Genomic DNA, 16,400 nt, shown 5'->3' with positions numbered 1-16,400 from the left:
AACCATGAGCTATGAGACACTTTACGAAAGGAGGACTGTACCTTTCTATCATCGGAAGTTTTCTCTTACTGAGTTTCATGCTTCCGCAAGCACATTCTCAATCTATTGAATTTTCCTACGACTACGAAAACGGACTTCCCCCCAGTGGTGCCCGTTCCGGCGATGGATCGTTCTCATCCAAGACCAGCTCCACCCTGCCGGGGAGTAACCGTTCGATGGAACACTTTATCTCCAACAGCGATGAGCGGGCTGAGATTCGGGGCATTGACAACGGCATTATTGTCCCAGGGGAAGACTGGTGGTACGTAGTAAGCTACTACTTTCCTACTGGATGGCACACTGCCACTCCGGGCGAGCCTACCTATACCATCCTGAACCAATTGAGCTACCAAGGAGCTACCCAGGATCAAGGCAATTGCCGGACGACCTTTGCGTGTAACCGTCAGATAAGCGGAGGCTGTACCCGCGGAGCGCCCGCTTCCGAACTAACCGTCGATCCGGCCGGGAATCAATTCACCTATACCATTAAGTATTACACGGGCGAATCAGGGGGGAAGTCCCGGTTCGAGTGTGATAAGATCAACTTTTCGGCAGGTCTCAACCAATGGCATACGATCGTGTGGCACGTGGTGCTGGCCCCCTCCGGCGGCAACGGCCTGATCGAGATGTGGCATAACGGTAACCAGATATTTTCGCGCAACCAGAGTGTAAACCGTCCGGGAGCTCGCAACAGCGAGTGGAAGTACGGTGCCTATGTGGGCGACCCTAACCACGGAACGCGCCGGGTAATCACCGATGGTTTCTACGCGGGAGAAGGATACTCGAATCTGAATCAGTTCCTGTCAGCCACCCCCTACGGAGGCACCACTCCGCCAGATCCGGACCCAGACCCTGACCCTCAACCGTGCGATGGTGACAACCTAGCCCGGGGGGGTAGCATCCATAGCGTATCGGGGCAGCAGGCAGGTAACGAAGCCAATAAGCTCATCGATGGGGTCAGTGACACGGATGCCAACCGCTGGTCGGCCAACGGCTATCCGCAGTGGGTGATCCTCGACCTGGGTAGCGAGCAGTCCGTGGAAGGAGTCCGCCTGCAAGCCATCCAGGACCGCACCTACCGCTACGAGGTCTACGCCAGCCAGAGCCTGTCAGAAGTGCAGAATAAGTCGGCTTCCTCCCGAGTGGTGTCTTCTACCACGCAGCCCAGTGCCAGCTTTGCAACGGTATCGGCTCGCTACCTTCGTGTGGAGGTGAGTGGGGCGGAAGGCTATAGCGGTAGCTGGGTCAGCTTACGGGAGGTGGAAGTGCAGGGCAGCTGCTCAGAAGAGGGGGGAAATGAAGGCGAAGGACAGATCAGCATCCGGGCCAAGGGGGACTGCGGCAGTGAGACGATGGTGCTGCGCATAGACGGAGAGGAAGTAGAGCGTTGGGATGTATCAACGAGCTTTGCCGACTACTCTTTTGCGGGTTATTCGGGGGGTGAGGTAGTGGTGGCCTTTGTCAACGATGAGGTGAGTCCTTGTGACCGCAACCTGGAAGTGGACTACATTGATGTGTGTGGGGTACGCTACCAGACCGAGACGGATGCGGTGGAGACAGCAACCTGTTGTTTGAACCGTCCCGACAAGCTGTTCACCGATGGTGATTTTAACTTCGGGGATGTAGGCTGTGGTAGCAATGCCCGCCAAAGCAGTGAGGTGAGCAAAGTATCTTTGTTCGGGGAAGTAACGTCACCGCTGGAGAGCGAATGGTTGGTGTACCCTAACCCGGCTTCCGGCCAGCTAATCATCGAGGGAGAGGATGAGTACCAAGTAGTAGTACACGATGTGAACGGCCAGCAGGTAATGCAGCACCGGCAGTCAGGGCGAAAGGCTAGGTTAGACATTAGCCACCTACGCCCCGGTATTTACTTCCTGAAGATGCAGGGGCAGCAAGGGTACCAGCTCAGACGAAAAGTAATTGTGCAGTAGTATCGCACCAGCGACCAGCTTAGCTGCTATCAGCTAGCTGGTCTGTTCTTTTTTGGATGAAATTCACTCTCAATGCATTGTTTGTGTAGTGACAGGCGTACCTGGCTAGCATGTCTATTGTTCACTTGATTTTCCTGAGCGTAGGGGTGAGCCTATTTCTGCTCACTCGTCCGCATAACTCCAGGACGGTAGACATCCGCAGGGGAAGGGCACAGGGCACCCTGTCGGAGAAGCTGCTGATAGAATGACAGTTTAACCGCTTTAAATCTTCTAATTAATTTCAATGCCCTACCGACCCCTAATACGTTTTCTAGCGGTCGTTTGGGTAAACTAAAACGAAAAAAATGAGAAAATTACAACTGACTTTTCTTTTATTGACTGTAGGCAGTGCTTCTTTTGCACAACTCGCCGATCGCGATTACGCCGACCTACTCACAAAATCTATTTTATTCTTTGAGGCACAGGCCTCTGGTCCAGATGTCCGCAGTTACAGTTCGTTCGATTGGCGCGGGCCTTCCCATACCACCGATGGACAAGACCTTAGCCTCGACCTTACCGGTGGATGGTATGATGCCGGAGACCATGTCAAATTCAACTTTCCCATGGCTCAGGCGGTCTACAACCTTGCCACGCTCTATGTAGATCGTAGGGATGAGGTGGATGCCACGGGCAACCGCAATCTATTGCTCAAACAGTTGCGCTGGATCGGCGACTATATGATAAAATGCCATCCCGAACCCAATAAGTACGTGATACAGGTGGGAGAAGGTACGGTCGACCACTCCTTTTGGCAAAAGCCTGAAGATAACACCTACGAACGAACAAGCTTCATGGCCGATCTGAGCAATCCGAACACCAACCTGGCTTGTGCCAACGCCGCCGCCTTTGCTGCCCTAAGCATGGCTTTTAGGGGGGGAGATGAGACCTACAGTGCAACCCTGCTACAACACGCCAGAGAGTTGTATGACTTTGGATACAATTATCAAGCTTCGTATAATAAGTCGTCTACCGTAGATGGTGGCCCGCTACCGGGCAACCCCTACCTCAGCCGCCCTACGGGTGAGTTTGCTTTTTACAAGGACAACAACGGGTATCAAGACGAAATCATGGTAGGGGCTGCTTGGCTGTACCGGGCGACCGGGGAACAGCGCTATCGTGATGAGGCCCAAGCTGCGTTTCAGCAAATAGGTAACTACGTCGGCGGGTGGGCTCCCGGTTGGGGCGATCATCAGTACGAAGGAGCCTACCAAATGGCGAAAGCTACTGGTGAGAGCCGTTACCTGAGTGCGGTGGAGCGTTATGTGGTGGCCATCTCTAACGGTAGCGAAGGCAAGCGTTCACCCGGCGGTATGTGGCAGCCCGCCGCAGTGAATACCGGTACCGGTTTTGCGCTGCCACTGTCGCTGGCGGCTGCTTCCCTGGCCTACCGTTATGCCGAACTGGTAGGCAGTAGCAACGACAGCTACAATAGCGCGCGCGACTTTGCGTTCGGTCAGGTAAACTACGCACTGGGCAGCAATCCGGCCAATCGATCCTATGTGGTTGATTATGGCAACAACCCGCCACGAAAGACGCACCATCGGGGAGCTCACGATCCCACCGCTGGCCAAATCGACTGCTGTCCCGAATTTGATACTAATACCCTGACTGGTGCTCTGGTAATGGGACCCCGCCTGGACGATGTCTACAGCAATCGGCGGTCAGACGTACCTGCTACCGAACCTGCCCTGGGCAACAACGGCTTTCTGGCACTGGTAGGGGTACTAATGGTCACCGAGACCGGCGATACCGCCCAACCAGTAGCCCAATCTCCCTTCGGTAACAACGGCGCCCCCTGGCCAGTGACCGACGGTACTACCTTACAGGCCGAAAACTATGACCGGGGCGGACAAGGGGTAGCCTACAACGACAATACACCTAGCAACAACGCTGGCAACCAGTACCGTAACGATGGTGTAGATATCGGATCCACTGGTGGTGGTGCCACCTACGTGGGATGGATACAAACCGGCGAATGGTTGGAGTACAGTATCTCGGCCACCGCGGGTACCTACGACCTGCAGATACCCATGGCCAGCCCCCAAGATGGTCGGCGTATGCGCATTCTGGTAGGCAACGAAACATTTACGGAATTAGGTGTTGCCGAACTGGATACCAATACCGATAGCTTCGATGAATTCCGTATGGTAACGGTTCCGGGGGTAACCTTGTCTGGGGGAGAGCAAATTCTTCGGTTAGAGATGCTAAACGGGTCTTTCAACGTAGATGCCATCCAATTTGTGACCAGCGGCCCTGATCCCGATCCTAATCCGACGGCTAATGTACGAGTACGGGTGCGGATGCGTAATGGCAACTCGGATCAGCTACAGTTGCGGATCAATGACCAAACGGTCAAGACCTGGACCGTAAGCGGTAGCAGCTACCAAGAGTATACCCATAGCGTGAGCAGCGGGGGCAACGTGAAACTCTACTTTCCCGACAACGGTACCGATATGGAAGTGGATTGGCTACAAGTGGAAGGTACGACCTATCAAGCTGAAGCCCAGGAGGTGAACACGGCCACCTGGCAGAACGGCTCCTGCGGGGGCAGCTTCAGTCAGACGATGTTTTGCGAGGGTCACATCGACTTCGGCACAATCAGCGTCGGTGACGGCGGGGGCAGCGGTTCGGGCAACATTGTGGTACGGGCGCGGGGTAATTGCGGAAGCGAAGTGATGCAACTGTGGGTAGACGGTAGCGAAGTACTGAGCGAGACGGTGAGCACCAGCTACACCAACTATACCTACTCCGGTTACAGTGGGGGTACCATTCAGGTAGTGTTCACCAACAATGACAACACCGGTTGTGATCGTAACCTGTACGTAGACTACGTAGATGTATGCGGTAGTCGCATCCAGAGCGAGAGTAGTGCGGTGACGCAGACCAGCACCTGGACCAACGGTGATAAGCAAATCTTGTTCACCAACGGGGACAACAACTACGGTAACCCTGGCTGTGGCAGCAACGCCCGCCAAAGCAGTGAGGTGAGCAAAGTCTCTTTGTCTGGAGAAAAAGAAACAAACCAAGGCGAGAACTTTACGCTCTATCCAAACCCGGCTCGGGGGGAAGTGCAGCTTCGTCTGCCGAATCAGGAGCAGCCCGCCGTACTACGGGTGCTGGATCTGACTGGTCGGGTGGTGTTGGAAGAGCGGGTACAGCGAAGTCAAACGATCAATATCCGAACCCTCCCCCGAGGACTCTACACCATCCGCCTACAACAGGGCAAGGTAACCACATCGGAAAAGCTATTGATAGAATAGGCGTATATACCACCACCGGTCAGGTCATCCTGAAGCTAGGGTCGCTTGGCCGGTGTACACCGCATCATTTTTATAACCGACAGCCCATAATAGGCTGACAAAACTAATTTTAAGACAGCAACAATTAATAAACACATCTATGAAAAACATCCAAACCACGATAAGTACGTTAGCTACTCTGGTATTGATATTCTGCGGGTTCGTAGTCCACGCCACCGACTACTGGGTAAAGACCAACGGCAACGACAACACGGGCAACGGCACCGAAGCCAAGCCCTGGCGTACGGTAAAGTACGCGACCACCCGAGTGACGAACCCCAACGACCGGATCAGAGTCGGAGCCGGTACCTTCAAGGAGTCCACCATGACCCTGGCTTCAGGGGTAGACCTGATTGGAAATGGCAAGAGCAGTAGTAGCCGAACAGTGCTATCGTTCACCTCAGAAACTTTAATCTATGGCCGGGATTTGGACGGCAACCGAATCGCCCATTTGGAAATCAATGGCAACCAAAGAACGGGATCCAATGGTCTCTTCGTCCGCGATGTCCAGGATTTCACCGTCGAGCATGTGGCGTTCAACTGGATCAGCAACACCTCCCTTTTGCTACGGGGAGAACTTACCAACGTGACTGTTGATCGGTGCGACTTTTATAACTTCGTCAAAGCAGGAATTGACTATGGTACGGCTTTCGTGGCCAATCGTAGCAAAGGCATCTATATCACTAATAGTAGTTTTGTACAGGACGTTCACCCGAATCCATCTAATCCGTCGGAACGGGTGGGAGTAGGTATCCAGTTCTACGGGGGAAGGCACTGGTTGGATGAGATTGCAGCGCACTTAGTAGAAGACCTGATTGTGGACAACTGCACCTTCGAGATATTTCCCGGTCAGTTTCCGTTTTCCCTTGAGTACTTTAATATCACGCTCAAGAACAGCGAGATTCGTAACTGTACCTTTATTCATTCGCAGATTAGTCTGAGTTCGCCGCATGCTCCCAGGTTTGCCCCGGAACCTATCACGAATGCTATTCGAGTGCACCATAACCGCTGGGAGATGAATGACAATGCCTCGTTCGTGTGGTCATGTATGGAAACCCGACAGTTTTACCTAGAGTTTGACCACAACTATATCAACGGCTCAAGCTTCAGCATGGTGTTTAATAATGCGGGAAGCTCTCAAAACGAATCTCATCAGAGTTATCACCACAATGTGTTCAACATGTATTATCCCCGTACTTTCTGTAGAATGAACGGCCCGGCCACCGACTGGAAGTTTTTCAACAACACCATCTACTCTACCTATTCCGGTAACATCAACAACCAACCCTTTCTGTTTGAGGGCGACCCCGGTGAGTGGACTAATTTTCAGATCAAGAATAATATTCTGGAGTACGCCCTGCCGGGAAAGGTTCGCTTGTTCAAGACCAATAACGTGAACGCACCGGGATTGGAAGTAACTAACAATACGTACCAAAACGTGGATATGAACCACAGCCGGGTCACGGGTAACTACAATGAAAGGGCGGGTTTGTTGCTTTCCGGCAGTAAGCCTTATCCCTTCTTTGAGATTGATGATGCCAGCTTTGCCCACGACCGCGGAGTGGACGTGGGTCTTCCCTTCTCAGGTAATGCACCTGACATTGGGGCCTACGAAGTTCAGTCCGATGTATCTGGTTCGGTAGCGGGCACTTATAAACTAATAGCCCGTCATTCGGATAAGGCCTTGGCGGTAGACACTAACCCGGCCACCAACGGTGGGTTCAGCAACGCCCGTAGTAACGGGGTAAACGTGTTCCAGTACGGCACCAACGACGCTGAAAACCGTCAGTGGGAAATTACCCCGGTGGGGGAAGGCTATTATAAGATCGTCTCCAAGTACAGTGGCAAGGCCCTCGACGTGCGAAGTTGGTCGACCGCGAATGGGGGCAACGTACAGCAGTGGGCCTACAACGACAACGACAACCAGCAATGGAAGATTGAGCCCAGTGGTGAGGGCTACTATACACTCACGGCCCGTCACAGTGGTAAAGTATTGGACGTATGGACGGAGTCGACTGAGGACGGGGCCAACGTGCAGCAGTGGACTTCCTTTGATAAGGCCAATCAACAGTGGCAACTGGTTAGGATAAATGATACCAACGCTCGTCGGACAACCTCCGTAGGCAAAACTGGCTTAGCTGAGGAAGTGCCAGGAGTAGACAAACAGTTGACTCTCTATCCCAACCCAGCGCACAGCGAAGTGCGGGTACAGTTGTTCGATGAGCAGTCAGCGGCTCAGCTGCGGGTATTAGATCTGACCGGTCGGGTAGTGCTAGAAAAATGGCTCGCCCGAAGCCAGACGGTGGGTATTCAAACCTTACCTAAAGGACTCTATACCGTTCTGGTACGGCAGGGTGCAGTTATCACGACCCAGAAACTGCTGATCGAGTAACGGCTAGTAAACAAAAAAATACGAATCTATTCCTAGATGAACGAAGCGGTCAGCTACGCCGTGAACTCAGAAGAGGTTTATCAAGTGTGGTTATATTTTATGAGCAGTAGGTGGAGAAGCTGCACCTCCTTCAGCCTCTCTACCTACTGCTCATGACTGAAACTCGTCTTTTCTTAATCGTATTCAGCGTATTGCTTACTTTCTTCAGGGTAACCCGTAAATTCTGACGTTATCGTACTTAGCGCAGCGGGTATACATATGACGGAATCCTACCCAACCAGCTTCTACAGGAGGGAAAGCGGAAGTATCCCAGTAGAATAGCGAAGATTTTTCATCCCCCTCTACGTGCATCGTCAGATGGTTGTTATTTTTAATAATCGTAATGTGGTATCGTACTCCCGGCTTAAACAGCCCGGTTTGGGTATAGTCCGGCTTCAGAGCGGTATCTTCAGTAAAATTGCCATCGGGAGCTACCGGATAGCGTCGCGCGCGTACATAGTCATTATCAGGATCCTCATTGTCCATGTCGAAGGCGGCAAAGCTAATATGGTAGGCGTTCATGTACGTAAAATACTTACTCATGGTCGGGATAGTTCGCAACGAATCCCACTCACTGATATCCTTGGTGTAGGGTGGCTCGCCAATACCCGTCGCCTGCACATAAATGATATTCACAAATCGGCTGATATCGTCGGCCCGTACGTAGTCGTACTCAACCTTGATAGGGCCGCTAAAGCTTTGTTTGGTCCACATCACGGCGTGTGAGCCATTGTCGTAGGCGATTGGGCCCGCGCAAAAAAGTCTTCCTTGGGGAGTTGCTTTGAGAGTAGCCCGGTCTCCATCGACCGACCAGTGCTGTTGCCAATCGGTTTGCCCCGTGTCGGCCAATATGGGCTTCCACGCTAACTGTTCCAGCGAACGGTAAATAGAGTCTGGTGTTTGAGCACACGTCTGAGTAATACTAACACACCAACAACAAAGAACGAAAACTAGGTACTTCATAAATTTAATTGGGCAAACAGTAATCAGCTCATTAAAAATCTTGCTAAAAATAGTGTAAGTTGGCTATATTCTCATTATTGCTAGGGCTTTAACATTTTTTCTATGGGTGTAAAATCAGACACTTTTATTCATTTCCGGCTAGTGTACCGGAAAGGCCAACCGTTTTATGTTGCGCTAATGGCAGCTATAGCAGCATTTGGTTGTATAACATCAGCTCATGGAACTACCTACCAAGCGCGCTCGGGCTCAGAAGCCCAACAGTATCTTAACCAAGCTCAACCTGGCGATTCGGTAGTATTACAGAACGGTGAATACGAGAATGTTCAGCTTACCATAACGACCGCAGGGGCTACTCAACGACCTATTGTTTTCTCGGCTGCGCAAGGAGGCAAAGTTAAATTCACCGGAAACTCCGGCATTCGTATAGCGGCTGATTATATCATCCTGGATGGATTTACTTTTTCCAAGGTACCTCAGATGAATGATACAGTAAATGAAGTTATCCTGCTGGATAGTGCTAATTACTGTGAGGTTCGCCACTCCGCCTTTTTTACCTGCGGTCATCATAAATGGATACATATCATATCGGTGACGAATGGTAGCACTAACAACCAAGTCCACCACAATTATCTGGAAAACATCGTCGGACAAGGAATTGGTATTGACGGAGGGGCGGGTAATACGGATAATCATATTCACCACAACTGGATCAATGGCACCCAAGAAGACGGGTTATTCAACGGGCAGGAACCCATTCAGGTAGGGCAGGGAAAACAACACTACGAGCACGAGCATCGTACGTTGGTAGAATACAACTTAATTGAGAACATGCGCGGCGATGCCGATCGCGAACTTATCTCTAATAAATCAAAGGGAAATACTTTTCGGTATAATATCTTCATCCGTAATGAGCCGGACAAAGAGCTGGTACTGCGGGGCGGTAACGACTGTATTGTGGAATATAACTACATGGATCGGGGTAGCATTCGGGCCTACGGTACAGGGCATATCATCCGGGAGAACTACCTACAAAATAATGTGCTCGGTATTCGCTTGCTAGGCGGTGACGGTGATAAGTACGCTGAGACCTACGACTGCGTGATAGAGGGTAATACAATTGTTAATTCCATGGAACAGGGCATTCGCATTGGCGACCGTCCAGCGTTCATTCACGACATTATCATTCGCAATAACAAAATACAAACTAATAATGGAGTTATGTATTATCAAGATACTGACGACCTGAAAAATATTCAATGGATAGACAACGTAGGCGAAGGAAAGGCCACTCTATCCACAAGCAATATAAAAGCGGGAGTACGCCAAGCGCCAATTAATACCCCCCGGCCTTCTCCGCTATCATACCAGGAAGTAGGACCCGCCTGGCTACCACCGACTGAAGCAATCCGACAAGACTAATCCGATGATTATAAAAGTCAGAAGCTTCTTAACTACTGGCTACTACTACGGCCATAAGTCGAGCTTCAAACAGTCTGGCCAGAAGAATTTATGAAGCCTTCAATTATTTGCGGTACAGCAGGTTAGGTAGTCAACCCTGAAGAAGTATCTAAAGAATTGATTATCAAATAAAATGCGACATAAAATGACGCAACAAAGCTCATTAAATTTGCCAGTTTCTGCTTACCTTGCTTCAAAAGCTTGCAATATTTATGAAAAGCGACTCGCCTAACCAGCAGCAAACGTCACTGTTTACTACTGATTTGATTGATTGCCTTAATCCGAACAATCGCCTGTATCAATTAGCTCAGCGACTACCTTGGGCTGCTATTGAGAAGGACTTTGAAGGCTACTATTCTAAGCTAGGGCAACCGGCCAAACCAATACGATTAATGGTCGGGCTGCTGATGTTGAAGCAGTTAGAAAATCTCAGTGATGAAGTCTTGGTAGAACGTTGGTGCGAGAATCCGTATTACCAATTTTTCTGTGGCATGGCTACTTTTCAGTGGGAAGCGCCTTGCCATCCTACTGATCTGGTCTACTTCCGAAAACGTATCGGTAAAGAAGGGGCTGAAAAATTACTGTCCTATTCGCTGCATATTCATCCCGAAGCAGTGCGAAAAGTAGATCAGGTGCTCATTGACACGACTGTCCAAGAGAAGAACATTACGTATCCCACAGATGCCAAGTTAGCAGTTAGGGTGATTGATAAGTGTCGCAAGATAGCTTCCAAAGAAGGTATTCAACTGCGACAATCCTACCGAAGAGTGGTCAAGTCACACCTACTCAATCAACGTTTTGCGACCCACCCTAAGAACCGCAAGAAAGCTAGGTCTTCCTTACGTAGCCTGAAAACCATTGCCGGGCGACTCATCCGAGAGTTGCGCCGTAAGCTTCCTACTGGCTCATTAGCCTACCATCGGAATGTATTGAAGCGTTTTGAACGAGTCATTAAACAACAGCGCACAGATAAAAACAAAATCTACAGCCTACACGAACCTGATGTAGCTTGCATCATCAAAGGCAAAGTAGCGAAGAAATACGAGTTTGGCAGTAAAGCATCCCTGGCCTTGACCAAAGAAAGTAATTTAATTGTCGGGGTAGCCAGCTTCAAGGGGAATCCCCATGACAGTCACACCCTGGAAGAGACACTAAATGCCGTCGAACGCGCTTCTGGGCAACGTCCCAAAGAGGGTATTTGCGACCGAGGCTATCGGGGTAAGGCTAGGGTCGGCTCCACGCAGATCAGTATTCCCAAAGCTAAAAAACATAGAAATAATTATCAGAAACAGAAAACTAGAAAGAAGTTCCGTCGCCGAGCGGCTATTGAGCCAGTCATTGGTCACACCAAACAAGGTTTCCGATTAGAAAGAAACTATCTCAAGAGCTTTTTGGGCGATGAAATCAATCTCAATCTAGCGGCTATGGCCTTCAATCTGAAAAGTTGGATCAGAAAGCAAAACACCATTTTTGTCCACTGGCTGCAACGGTGGATTTACACTCTGATGAATGCAGCAGATGCGAATATGAGACTTCTTCAGGGTTGACTAGGTAGTTTTATGGCTAACTTTCCACCTTGGATGGCCAAATGTTGGTTGTAAAGTAACGAATGTTATGGAAAAAACAGAAACCTTCGGAGGCAGTACGATATCTTTTGTCACGCACAGCTTAGACGTTGAGATTCATCGTCACGCCTCGCTACAGTGGGTATACGCGCAAGACCAACCGTTCAACTCACGGATCGATAGCACATTTTACCAAAATATCGTCGGCTTCGTGATCAGACCCCAGGTAGCCCACCGCTGTACTTCGGTGGTTGGAGCTTTTACCATTATCAACGCCGAACCTCATTCCCGAGTGGGGCAGTACTTACTTCAATCGCTGGCGGAGCGGCCCGTGAGGGTTTTTCGCGAACGTCGCCACCTGCTCGAGTGGATGGGTTTGTTGGATAGCAAGTCGTCTGTTATCGGGGTTGAACTATTATTGGCGCAGATGGCGCAGCGAACCGTCATCAATATCATGGACGAACGGGTACTGGCCGCTTTACAAATCGTACAAACGTCTCCCGATTGGTCGATGCTCAGTACGGCAACCCTGGCCGATTCGGTGGCCTTGTCTTCTTCTCGTTTATCAGCCCTATTCAAAGAACAGGTAGGAAGTAGCCTTTCGCAGTTTTTGCTGTGGAACCGACTGAAGGCAGCTCTACGGTTGCTGCTGGAGGACGACACCAAAACCATCACGGAGATCGCCCTGGAAACCGGATTTTACGACGCTTCTAACTTCAATAAATACATGCAGCAGATGATCGGGGTGCCTCCCCGGGTCTTCCGCAAAAACAGTAAACTGATACAAGTTTGGTGAAGAACCGCTCGTTAGTTTTGGGCTGTCAACGTGGCGCAGTACTAAAACAAGAGGATGAAAGCAGTACGATATAATCAGTTTGGCGGAACCGAGCAGTTAGAAGTAGCTGAGGTTCCTACCCCTTCTCACCAAGATCACGAAGTGCTGGTAGCGGTTAAAGCTGCCTCCATTAATCCCATTGACGGAAAGCTCAGAAGAGGGGAAATGAAGATGATGTCAGGCAAGAAATTCCCCCAGTACGTAGGGGGTGAATTTTCGGGCGTCGTTCAATCAGTTGGCCAGAAGGTGCAAAATATTAAACCTGGGGATGAAGTGCTGGGGTTTGTTAACAAAAAGAAGGGCGGAGCCATGCAGGAGCTGGTGGTGGTGACTCCGGATCTAATTGCGATAAAGCCTGATAGTATCAGCTTTGAGCAGGCTGCCTCCCTGGCAGTGGTGGGCACGGCTGCTCACCTGGGCTTGTTCGCTAGGGCGAAGATAAAGGCCGGTCAATCCATCCTCATCAATGGATGCACAGGCAACATGGGCATGTGGGCTACCTACCTGGCCAATAGCTATGGACTATCGGTGACTGGGGTCTGTAGCAAGGCTCACCAGGAGTTGGCGAAGCAACTGGGGTGCCAACGGGTGATCGACTACCGTCAGCAGAAGCTCAGTGAGCTGACTGATACGTATGACGTGGTATTTGACACGGCGGATAGGTTATCATTTCAGGAGGCGAAGCGGCTGCTGAATACTAAGGGTATCTTTTTAAATCCTACGCCAACGTTGCCACAAATTATCCAAAGCTTGGTTGGCAGCACGTTCGGGGGTAAGAAGCACCGGGTTATTTTAGGCAGCCCGGACCAACACCGCCTGAGCGAACTGGTGAAGCACGCGGCGAATGGATTTGAGATAATGATTGATCGGACGTTTCCGTTGGAAGATATACAGCAGGCGTATGAATACGCTGAAAGAGGAGGAACGACCGGTAAAGTGGTAGTGAATATGGGCTAGGCTGGTCAGTACCACACCCCCGTGATCTTATGGTTAACGGGATGCTTTATCTGCTCTATGATGGCGTAGGCCACGTCGTCGGGGTGAATAATCTTAAATCCACCGACAAAGATGTCCTTTCTCTTGAACACTTTCCGCGGGGAGCCGTCTTTGATGGGCTGACAACCCCCAGTGACTAGTTGAAAGAAGGAAATAGGATAGATCGTTTGTATGTTTTATGTAATTAACCAAGAAATCATGAATATTCTACTTATCTTTTCATGTTTTCTCCTAAAACAATTAACACTAACCGGTAGGCATCGCCTTATCCCGAGGTGCTAATCCTATGAGTAAGTTACAGAAGTTCCTCAAATCGCTATTACCCGGCATCTTCTTATTTGGATTCACCGTAGGCACTGGTAGCGTGACCGCCATGGCCAAGGCCGGGGCTGACTATGGTATGGGGCTATTGTGGGCTATCTTTCTATCCTGTGCTATTACCTATTTTCTGATTAACTTATTCGGCAAGTTTACCATCGTATCGGGCGAGACCGCCCTCCAGGCTTTCCGTAACCATCTGCACCCCGCCGTGGGCTGGTTCTTCGTAATTACGCTAACGGCTCACGTATGTGGTAGCATTATCGGCGTGATGGGGATTATCGGCAACGTCTGTTACGAATGGTCAAAGGGAGTGATCGACGGGGGCATTGACCCGCTTTATTTTGCTCTGTTTTTTGTGGCAGTGGTGTACCTGATCTTCCTGCGAGGTAATACTGAAGTATTCCAGAACGTGCTGGCGGTGTTTGTGGGCATCATGGCGATCTGTTTTTTGATTAATTTTCTGGTACTTACCCCGCCGTTGGCGGACATAGCCCACGGTATGGTGCCCAATATTCCGGAGGCCGGATCCGACAAAAACTCGTTTTTGGTGGTTGCGTCTATGGTAGGTACTACACTGTTTTCGGGCTTGTTCATTCTGCGAACCACTCTGGTGAAAGAAGCGAACTGGACGATGGCCGATTTGCGTATTCAGCAACGCGACGCGCTTTTCTCAGGCTTTCTGATGTTTGTGGTGAGCGGCTCTATCATGGCCGCGGCCGCCGGAACCCTGTACGTTCAGGGTGTTACCCTCACTAATGTGACCGAGATGATCAATCTACTGGAACCGCTAGCCGGGCCGCTGGCAGTCACCATCTTCACCGTAGGGCTGATAGCGGCGGGTGTCTCGTCACAATTTCCTAATGTGGCCCTGCTGCCTTGGCTGCTGGACGACTACTACGGTCGTAAGCCGAACCTCAAACGGCCCAGCTACCGGATCATCGCCCTGGTCATGTCTGGCTTAGGATTAGTCGTACCGATTTTTAACGCCAAGCCTATTGCTATTATGATTACCTCCCAGGCCTTCGGAGCCTTAGTGTTACCCGCCACTGTGGCGTGTATTGCGCTGCTGGGAAATCGGGAGTCATTGATGGGTGAACGGCGCTTTTCTCTATTTACCAACGGTGTGTTGCTGTTAGTATTCGCTTTTGCGCTGGTGATGAGTTACCTTAGCTTCACCAGTATTATTGCCACCTTACAATCTATCTAATGACGATTCCAACCATTATTTCTTTAACTCCCAATCGGGTTTGGCGTACCTATCTGGGTGGTAAAATGCTCGATATTCGCGAAGGGAAAGCCGAACCCCAAGACTCGCATTTTCCGGAAGACTGGATTGCCTCCACCACCCGTGCGGTGAACCAGGGGCGGGAAGAACATACCGAAGAGGGGCTTTCTAGGGTAGAGGTAGATGGTGAGCCGCACTTGCTTACCGAACTGCTGTCGGCGCATCCTCACAAGCTGGTGGGGCCGGCGCACTACGCGCAGTACGGAGCCAAAACGCAGTTTCTGCTGAAGTTTCTGGATTCGTCAATCCGGCTGCACATTCAGGCGCACCCCACGGTGGCTTTTTCTCAGCAGCACCTTAACAGTAACCACGGAAAAACCGAAGCCTACGTCATCTTAGCTGTTCGTCCGGAAGTAGAACCTTACATCTTTCTGGGGTTTCAGCACCCTCGGCCCCGAGAGGAGTTTAAACGAGCGGTAGCCGGGCAGGACATCGCCACCCTGGAAAGTTGTTTTGATAAAATTACGGTACAGCCTGGCGATGTATTTATTGTGCCAGGCGGCATGCCCCACGCTATCGGTCCCGGAGTGTTGATGATCGAGATCATGGAGCCGACCGACTTTGTAGCCCGGCTAGAGTTTGAGCGCGGGGGCTACGTGCTGCCGGAAGCGGCCCGGTTTATGGACCGGGGCATTGACTTCGGAATGGATATGATTGAGTTTAAGGAAACTTCGGTAGAAGAGATCAAGGCGCACTACTTTTGTTCGCCCCGAATGCTGAATCAACAACGCGGAGGGGAAGAGTACGTACTTATCGACACCGAGCAAACTGCTTGCTTCCGTGTGCACCGCTTGCGGGTGAGTGGCTCGTGCGAGAAGCGAGCGGATTCATTCTACGTGGGTATCGTGACGGGCGGAAGCGGTACGCTCCGGGCTGGCGATCAAGAGCTAGCGGTGCAAACGGGAGATCGGTTTATGATACCTTTTGCTACCGAAACGGTAACGTATCAGGCCGACGAACCATTAGAAGTAGTACTAGCGTTTCCACCCCGGACAGGAGTTACGTCCTCGTAGTGGCTTCCCTTTTGCTTTACCCGGCCTTCTCATAAGAATTGCTATTGACTCATTCTCAGCCTGAGCTTTATAATTCGCCAAAGCGAAAGACCTTCTTCATTAATGATTATCACAAATGGGTCTGTAAAACAAGTTTTACTAATCAGCTTTCCCCTTCTCTCTCTTAGTAAAAGGGGATTTTGCCTCTTTGAAGTTTCATAAGAGTTCACATGTGATAATGTCTAT

Annotated in this window: 12 protein-coding genes; 10 read left to right on the top strand and 2 right to left on the bottom strand. The window is 50.5% G+C overall.

Annotated features, from left to right (window positions below):
* Nucleotides 1-11 precede the first annotated feature (11 nt).
* From P0M28_RS08225 to P0M28_RS08210, 4 genes are all read left to right on the top strand, one after another.
* Nucleotides 12-1,970: a heparin lyase I family protein gene (locus P0M28_RS08225; protein ID WP_302209296.1), complete on the top strand. Its 1,959-nt coding sequence runs from the start codon at nucleotides 12-14 to the stop codon at nucleotides 1,968-1,970.
* A gap of 110 nt (nucleotides 1,971-2,080) precedes the next feature.
* Nucleotides 2,081-2,218, top strand: a complete 138-nt coding sequence (locus P0M28_RS08220; RefSeq protein ID WP_302209295.1) for a hypothetical protein — start codon at nucleotides 2,081-2,083, stop codon at nucleotides 2,216-2,218.
* A 96-nt stretch (nucleotides 2,219-2,314) separates the two neighbouring features.
* Nucleotides 2,315-5,269, top strand: a complete 2,955-nt coding sequence (locus tag P0M28_RS08215; RefSeq protein ID WP_302209294.1) for a glycoside hydrolase family 9 protein — start codon at nucleotides 2,315-2,317, stop codon at nucleotides 5,267-5,269.
* Nucleotides 5,270-5,408: 139 nt separating this feature from the next.
* Nucleotides 5,409-7,700: an RICIN domain-containing protein gene (locus tag P0M28_RS08210; protein ID WP_302209293.1), complete on the top strand. Its 2,292-nt coding sequence runs from the start codon at nucleotides 5,409-5,411 to the stop codon at nucleotides 7,698-7,700.
* Between the two features lie 204 nt (nucleotides 7,701-7,904).
* Here the strand turns inward: P0M28_RS08210 and P0M28_RS08205 are convergent, their stop codons facing one another.
* A complete protein-coding gene (locus P0M28_RS08205; RefSeq protein WP_302209292.1) occupies nucleotides 7,905-8,702 on the bottom strand; it encodes a hypothetical protein in 798 nt (265 codons plus the stop codon).
* Nucleotides 8,703-8,804: 102 nt separating this feature from the next.
* On the opposite strand from P0M28_RS08205, the gene P0M28_RS08200 reads away from it, so the two are divergent.
* The 4 genes from P0M28_RS08200 (at nucleotide 8,805) to P0M28_RS08185 (ending at nucleotide 13,517) form a co-directional block, all read left to right on the top strand.
* The gene (locus tag P0M28_RS08200; RefSeq protein ID WP_302209290.1) at nucleotides 8,805-10,121 is read left to right on the top strand and encodes a chondroitinase-B domain-containing protein; all 1,317 of its coding nucleotides are present in this window, start codon (nucleotides 8,805-8,807) and stop codon (nucleotides 10,119-10,121) included.
* A 251-nt stretch (nucleotides 10,122-10,372) separates the two neighbouring features.
* Nucleotides 10,373-11,707: an IS5 family transposase gene (locus tag P0M28_RS08195; RefSeq protein ID WP_302206850.1), complete on the top strand. Its 1,335-nt coding sequence runs from the start codon at nucleotides 10,373-10,375 to the stop codon at nucleotides 11,705-11,707.
* Nucleotides 11,708-11,774: 67 nt separating this feature from the next.
* The gene (locus P0M28_RS08190; RefSeq protein WP_302209289.1) at nucleotides 11,775-12,521 is read left to right on the top strand and encodes a helix-turn-helix domain-containing protein; all 747 of its coding nucleotides are present in this window, start codon (nucleotides 11,775-11,777) and stop codon (nucleotides 12,519-12,521) included.
* 54 nt (nucleotides 12,522-12,575) lie between these two features.
* Nucleotides 12,576-13,517 carry an NAD(P)-dependent alcohol dehydrogenase gene (locus P0M28_RS08185; protein WP_302209288.1) on the top strand — a complete coding sequence of 314 codons (942 nt, stop codon included), beginning with the start codon at nucleotides 12,576-12,578 and terminating at the stop codon, nucleotides 13,515-13,517.
* Between the two features lie 5 nt (nucleotides 13,518-13,522).
* Here the strand turns inward: P0M28_RS08185 and P0M28_RS08180 are convergent, their stop codons facing one another.
* The gene (locus P0M28_RS08180; protein WP_302209287.1) at nucleotides 13,523-13,648 is read right to left on the bottom strand and encodes a hypothetical protein; all 126 of its coding nucleotides are present in this window, start codon (nucleotides 13,646-13,648) and stop codon (nucleotides 13,523-13,525) included.
* A 194-nt stretch (nucleotides 13,649-13,842) separates the two neighbouring features.
* Here P0M28_RS08180 and P0M28_RS08175 point away from each other — a divergent pair, with 194 nt between their 5' ends.
* Both P0M28_RS08175 and P0M28_RS08170 read left to right on the top strand, forming a co-directional pair.
* The gene (locus P0M28_RS08175; protein ID WP_302209286.1) at nucleotides 13,843-15,084 is read left to right on the top strand and encodes an Nramp family divalent metal transporter; all 1,242 of its coding nucleotides are present in this window, start codon (nucleotides 13,843-13,845) and stop codon (nucleotides 15,082-15,084) included.
* Nucleotides 15,084-16,175, top strand: a complete 1,092-nt coding sequence (locus P0M28_RS08170) for a class I mannose-6-phosphate isomerase (RefSeq protein ID WP_302209285.1) — start codon at nucleotides 15,084-15,086, stop codon at nucleotides 16,173-16,175. The genes P0M28_RS08175 and P0M28_RS08170 overlap by 1 nt, the downstream gene beginning before the upstream one ends.
* The last annotated feature ends 225 nt before the right edge of the window (nucleotides 16,176-16,400 follow it).

This window comes from Tunicatimonas pelagia (assembly GCF_030506325.1).
Lineage (GTDB): Bacteria > Bacteroidota > Bacteroidia > Cytophagales > Cyclobacteriaceae > Tunicatimonas > Tunicatimonas pelagia.
The sequence above is the reverse complement of the archived record's forward strand: the minus strand, read 5'-3'. Positions and strand labels throughout refer to the sequence as shown.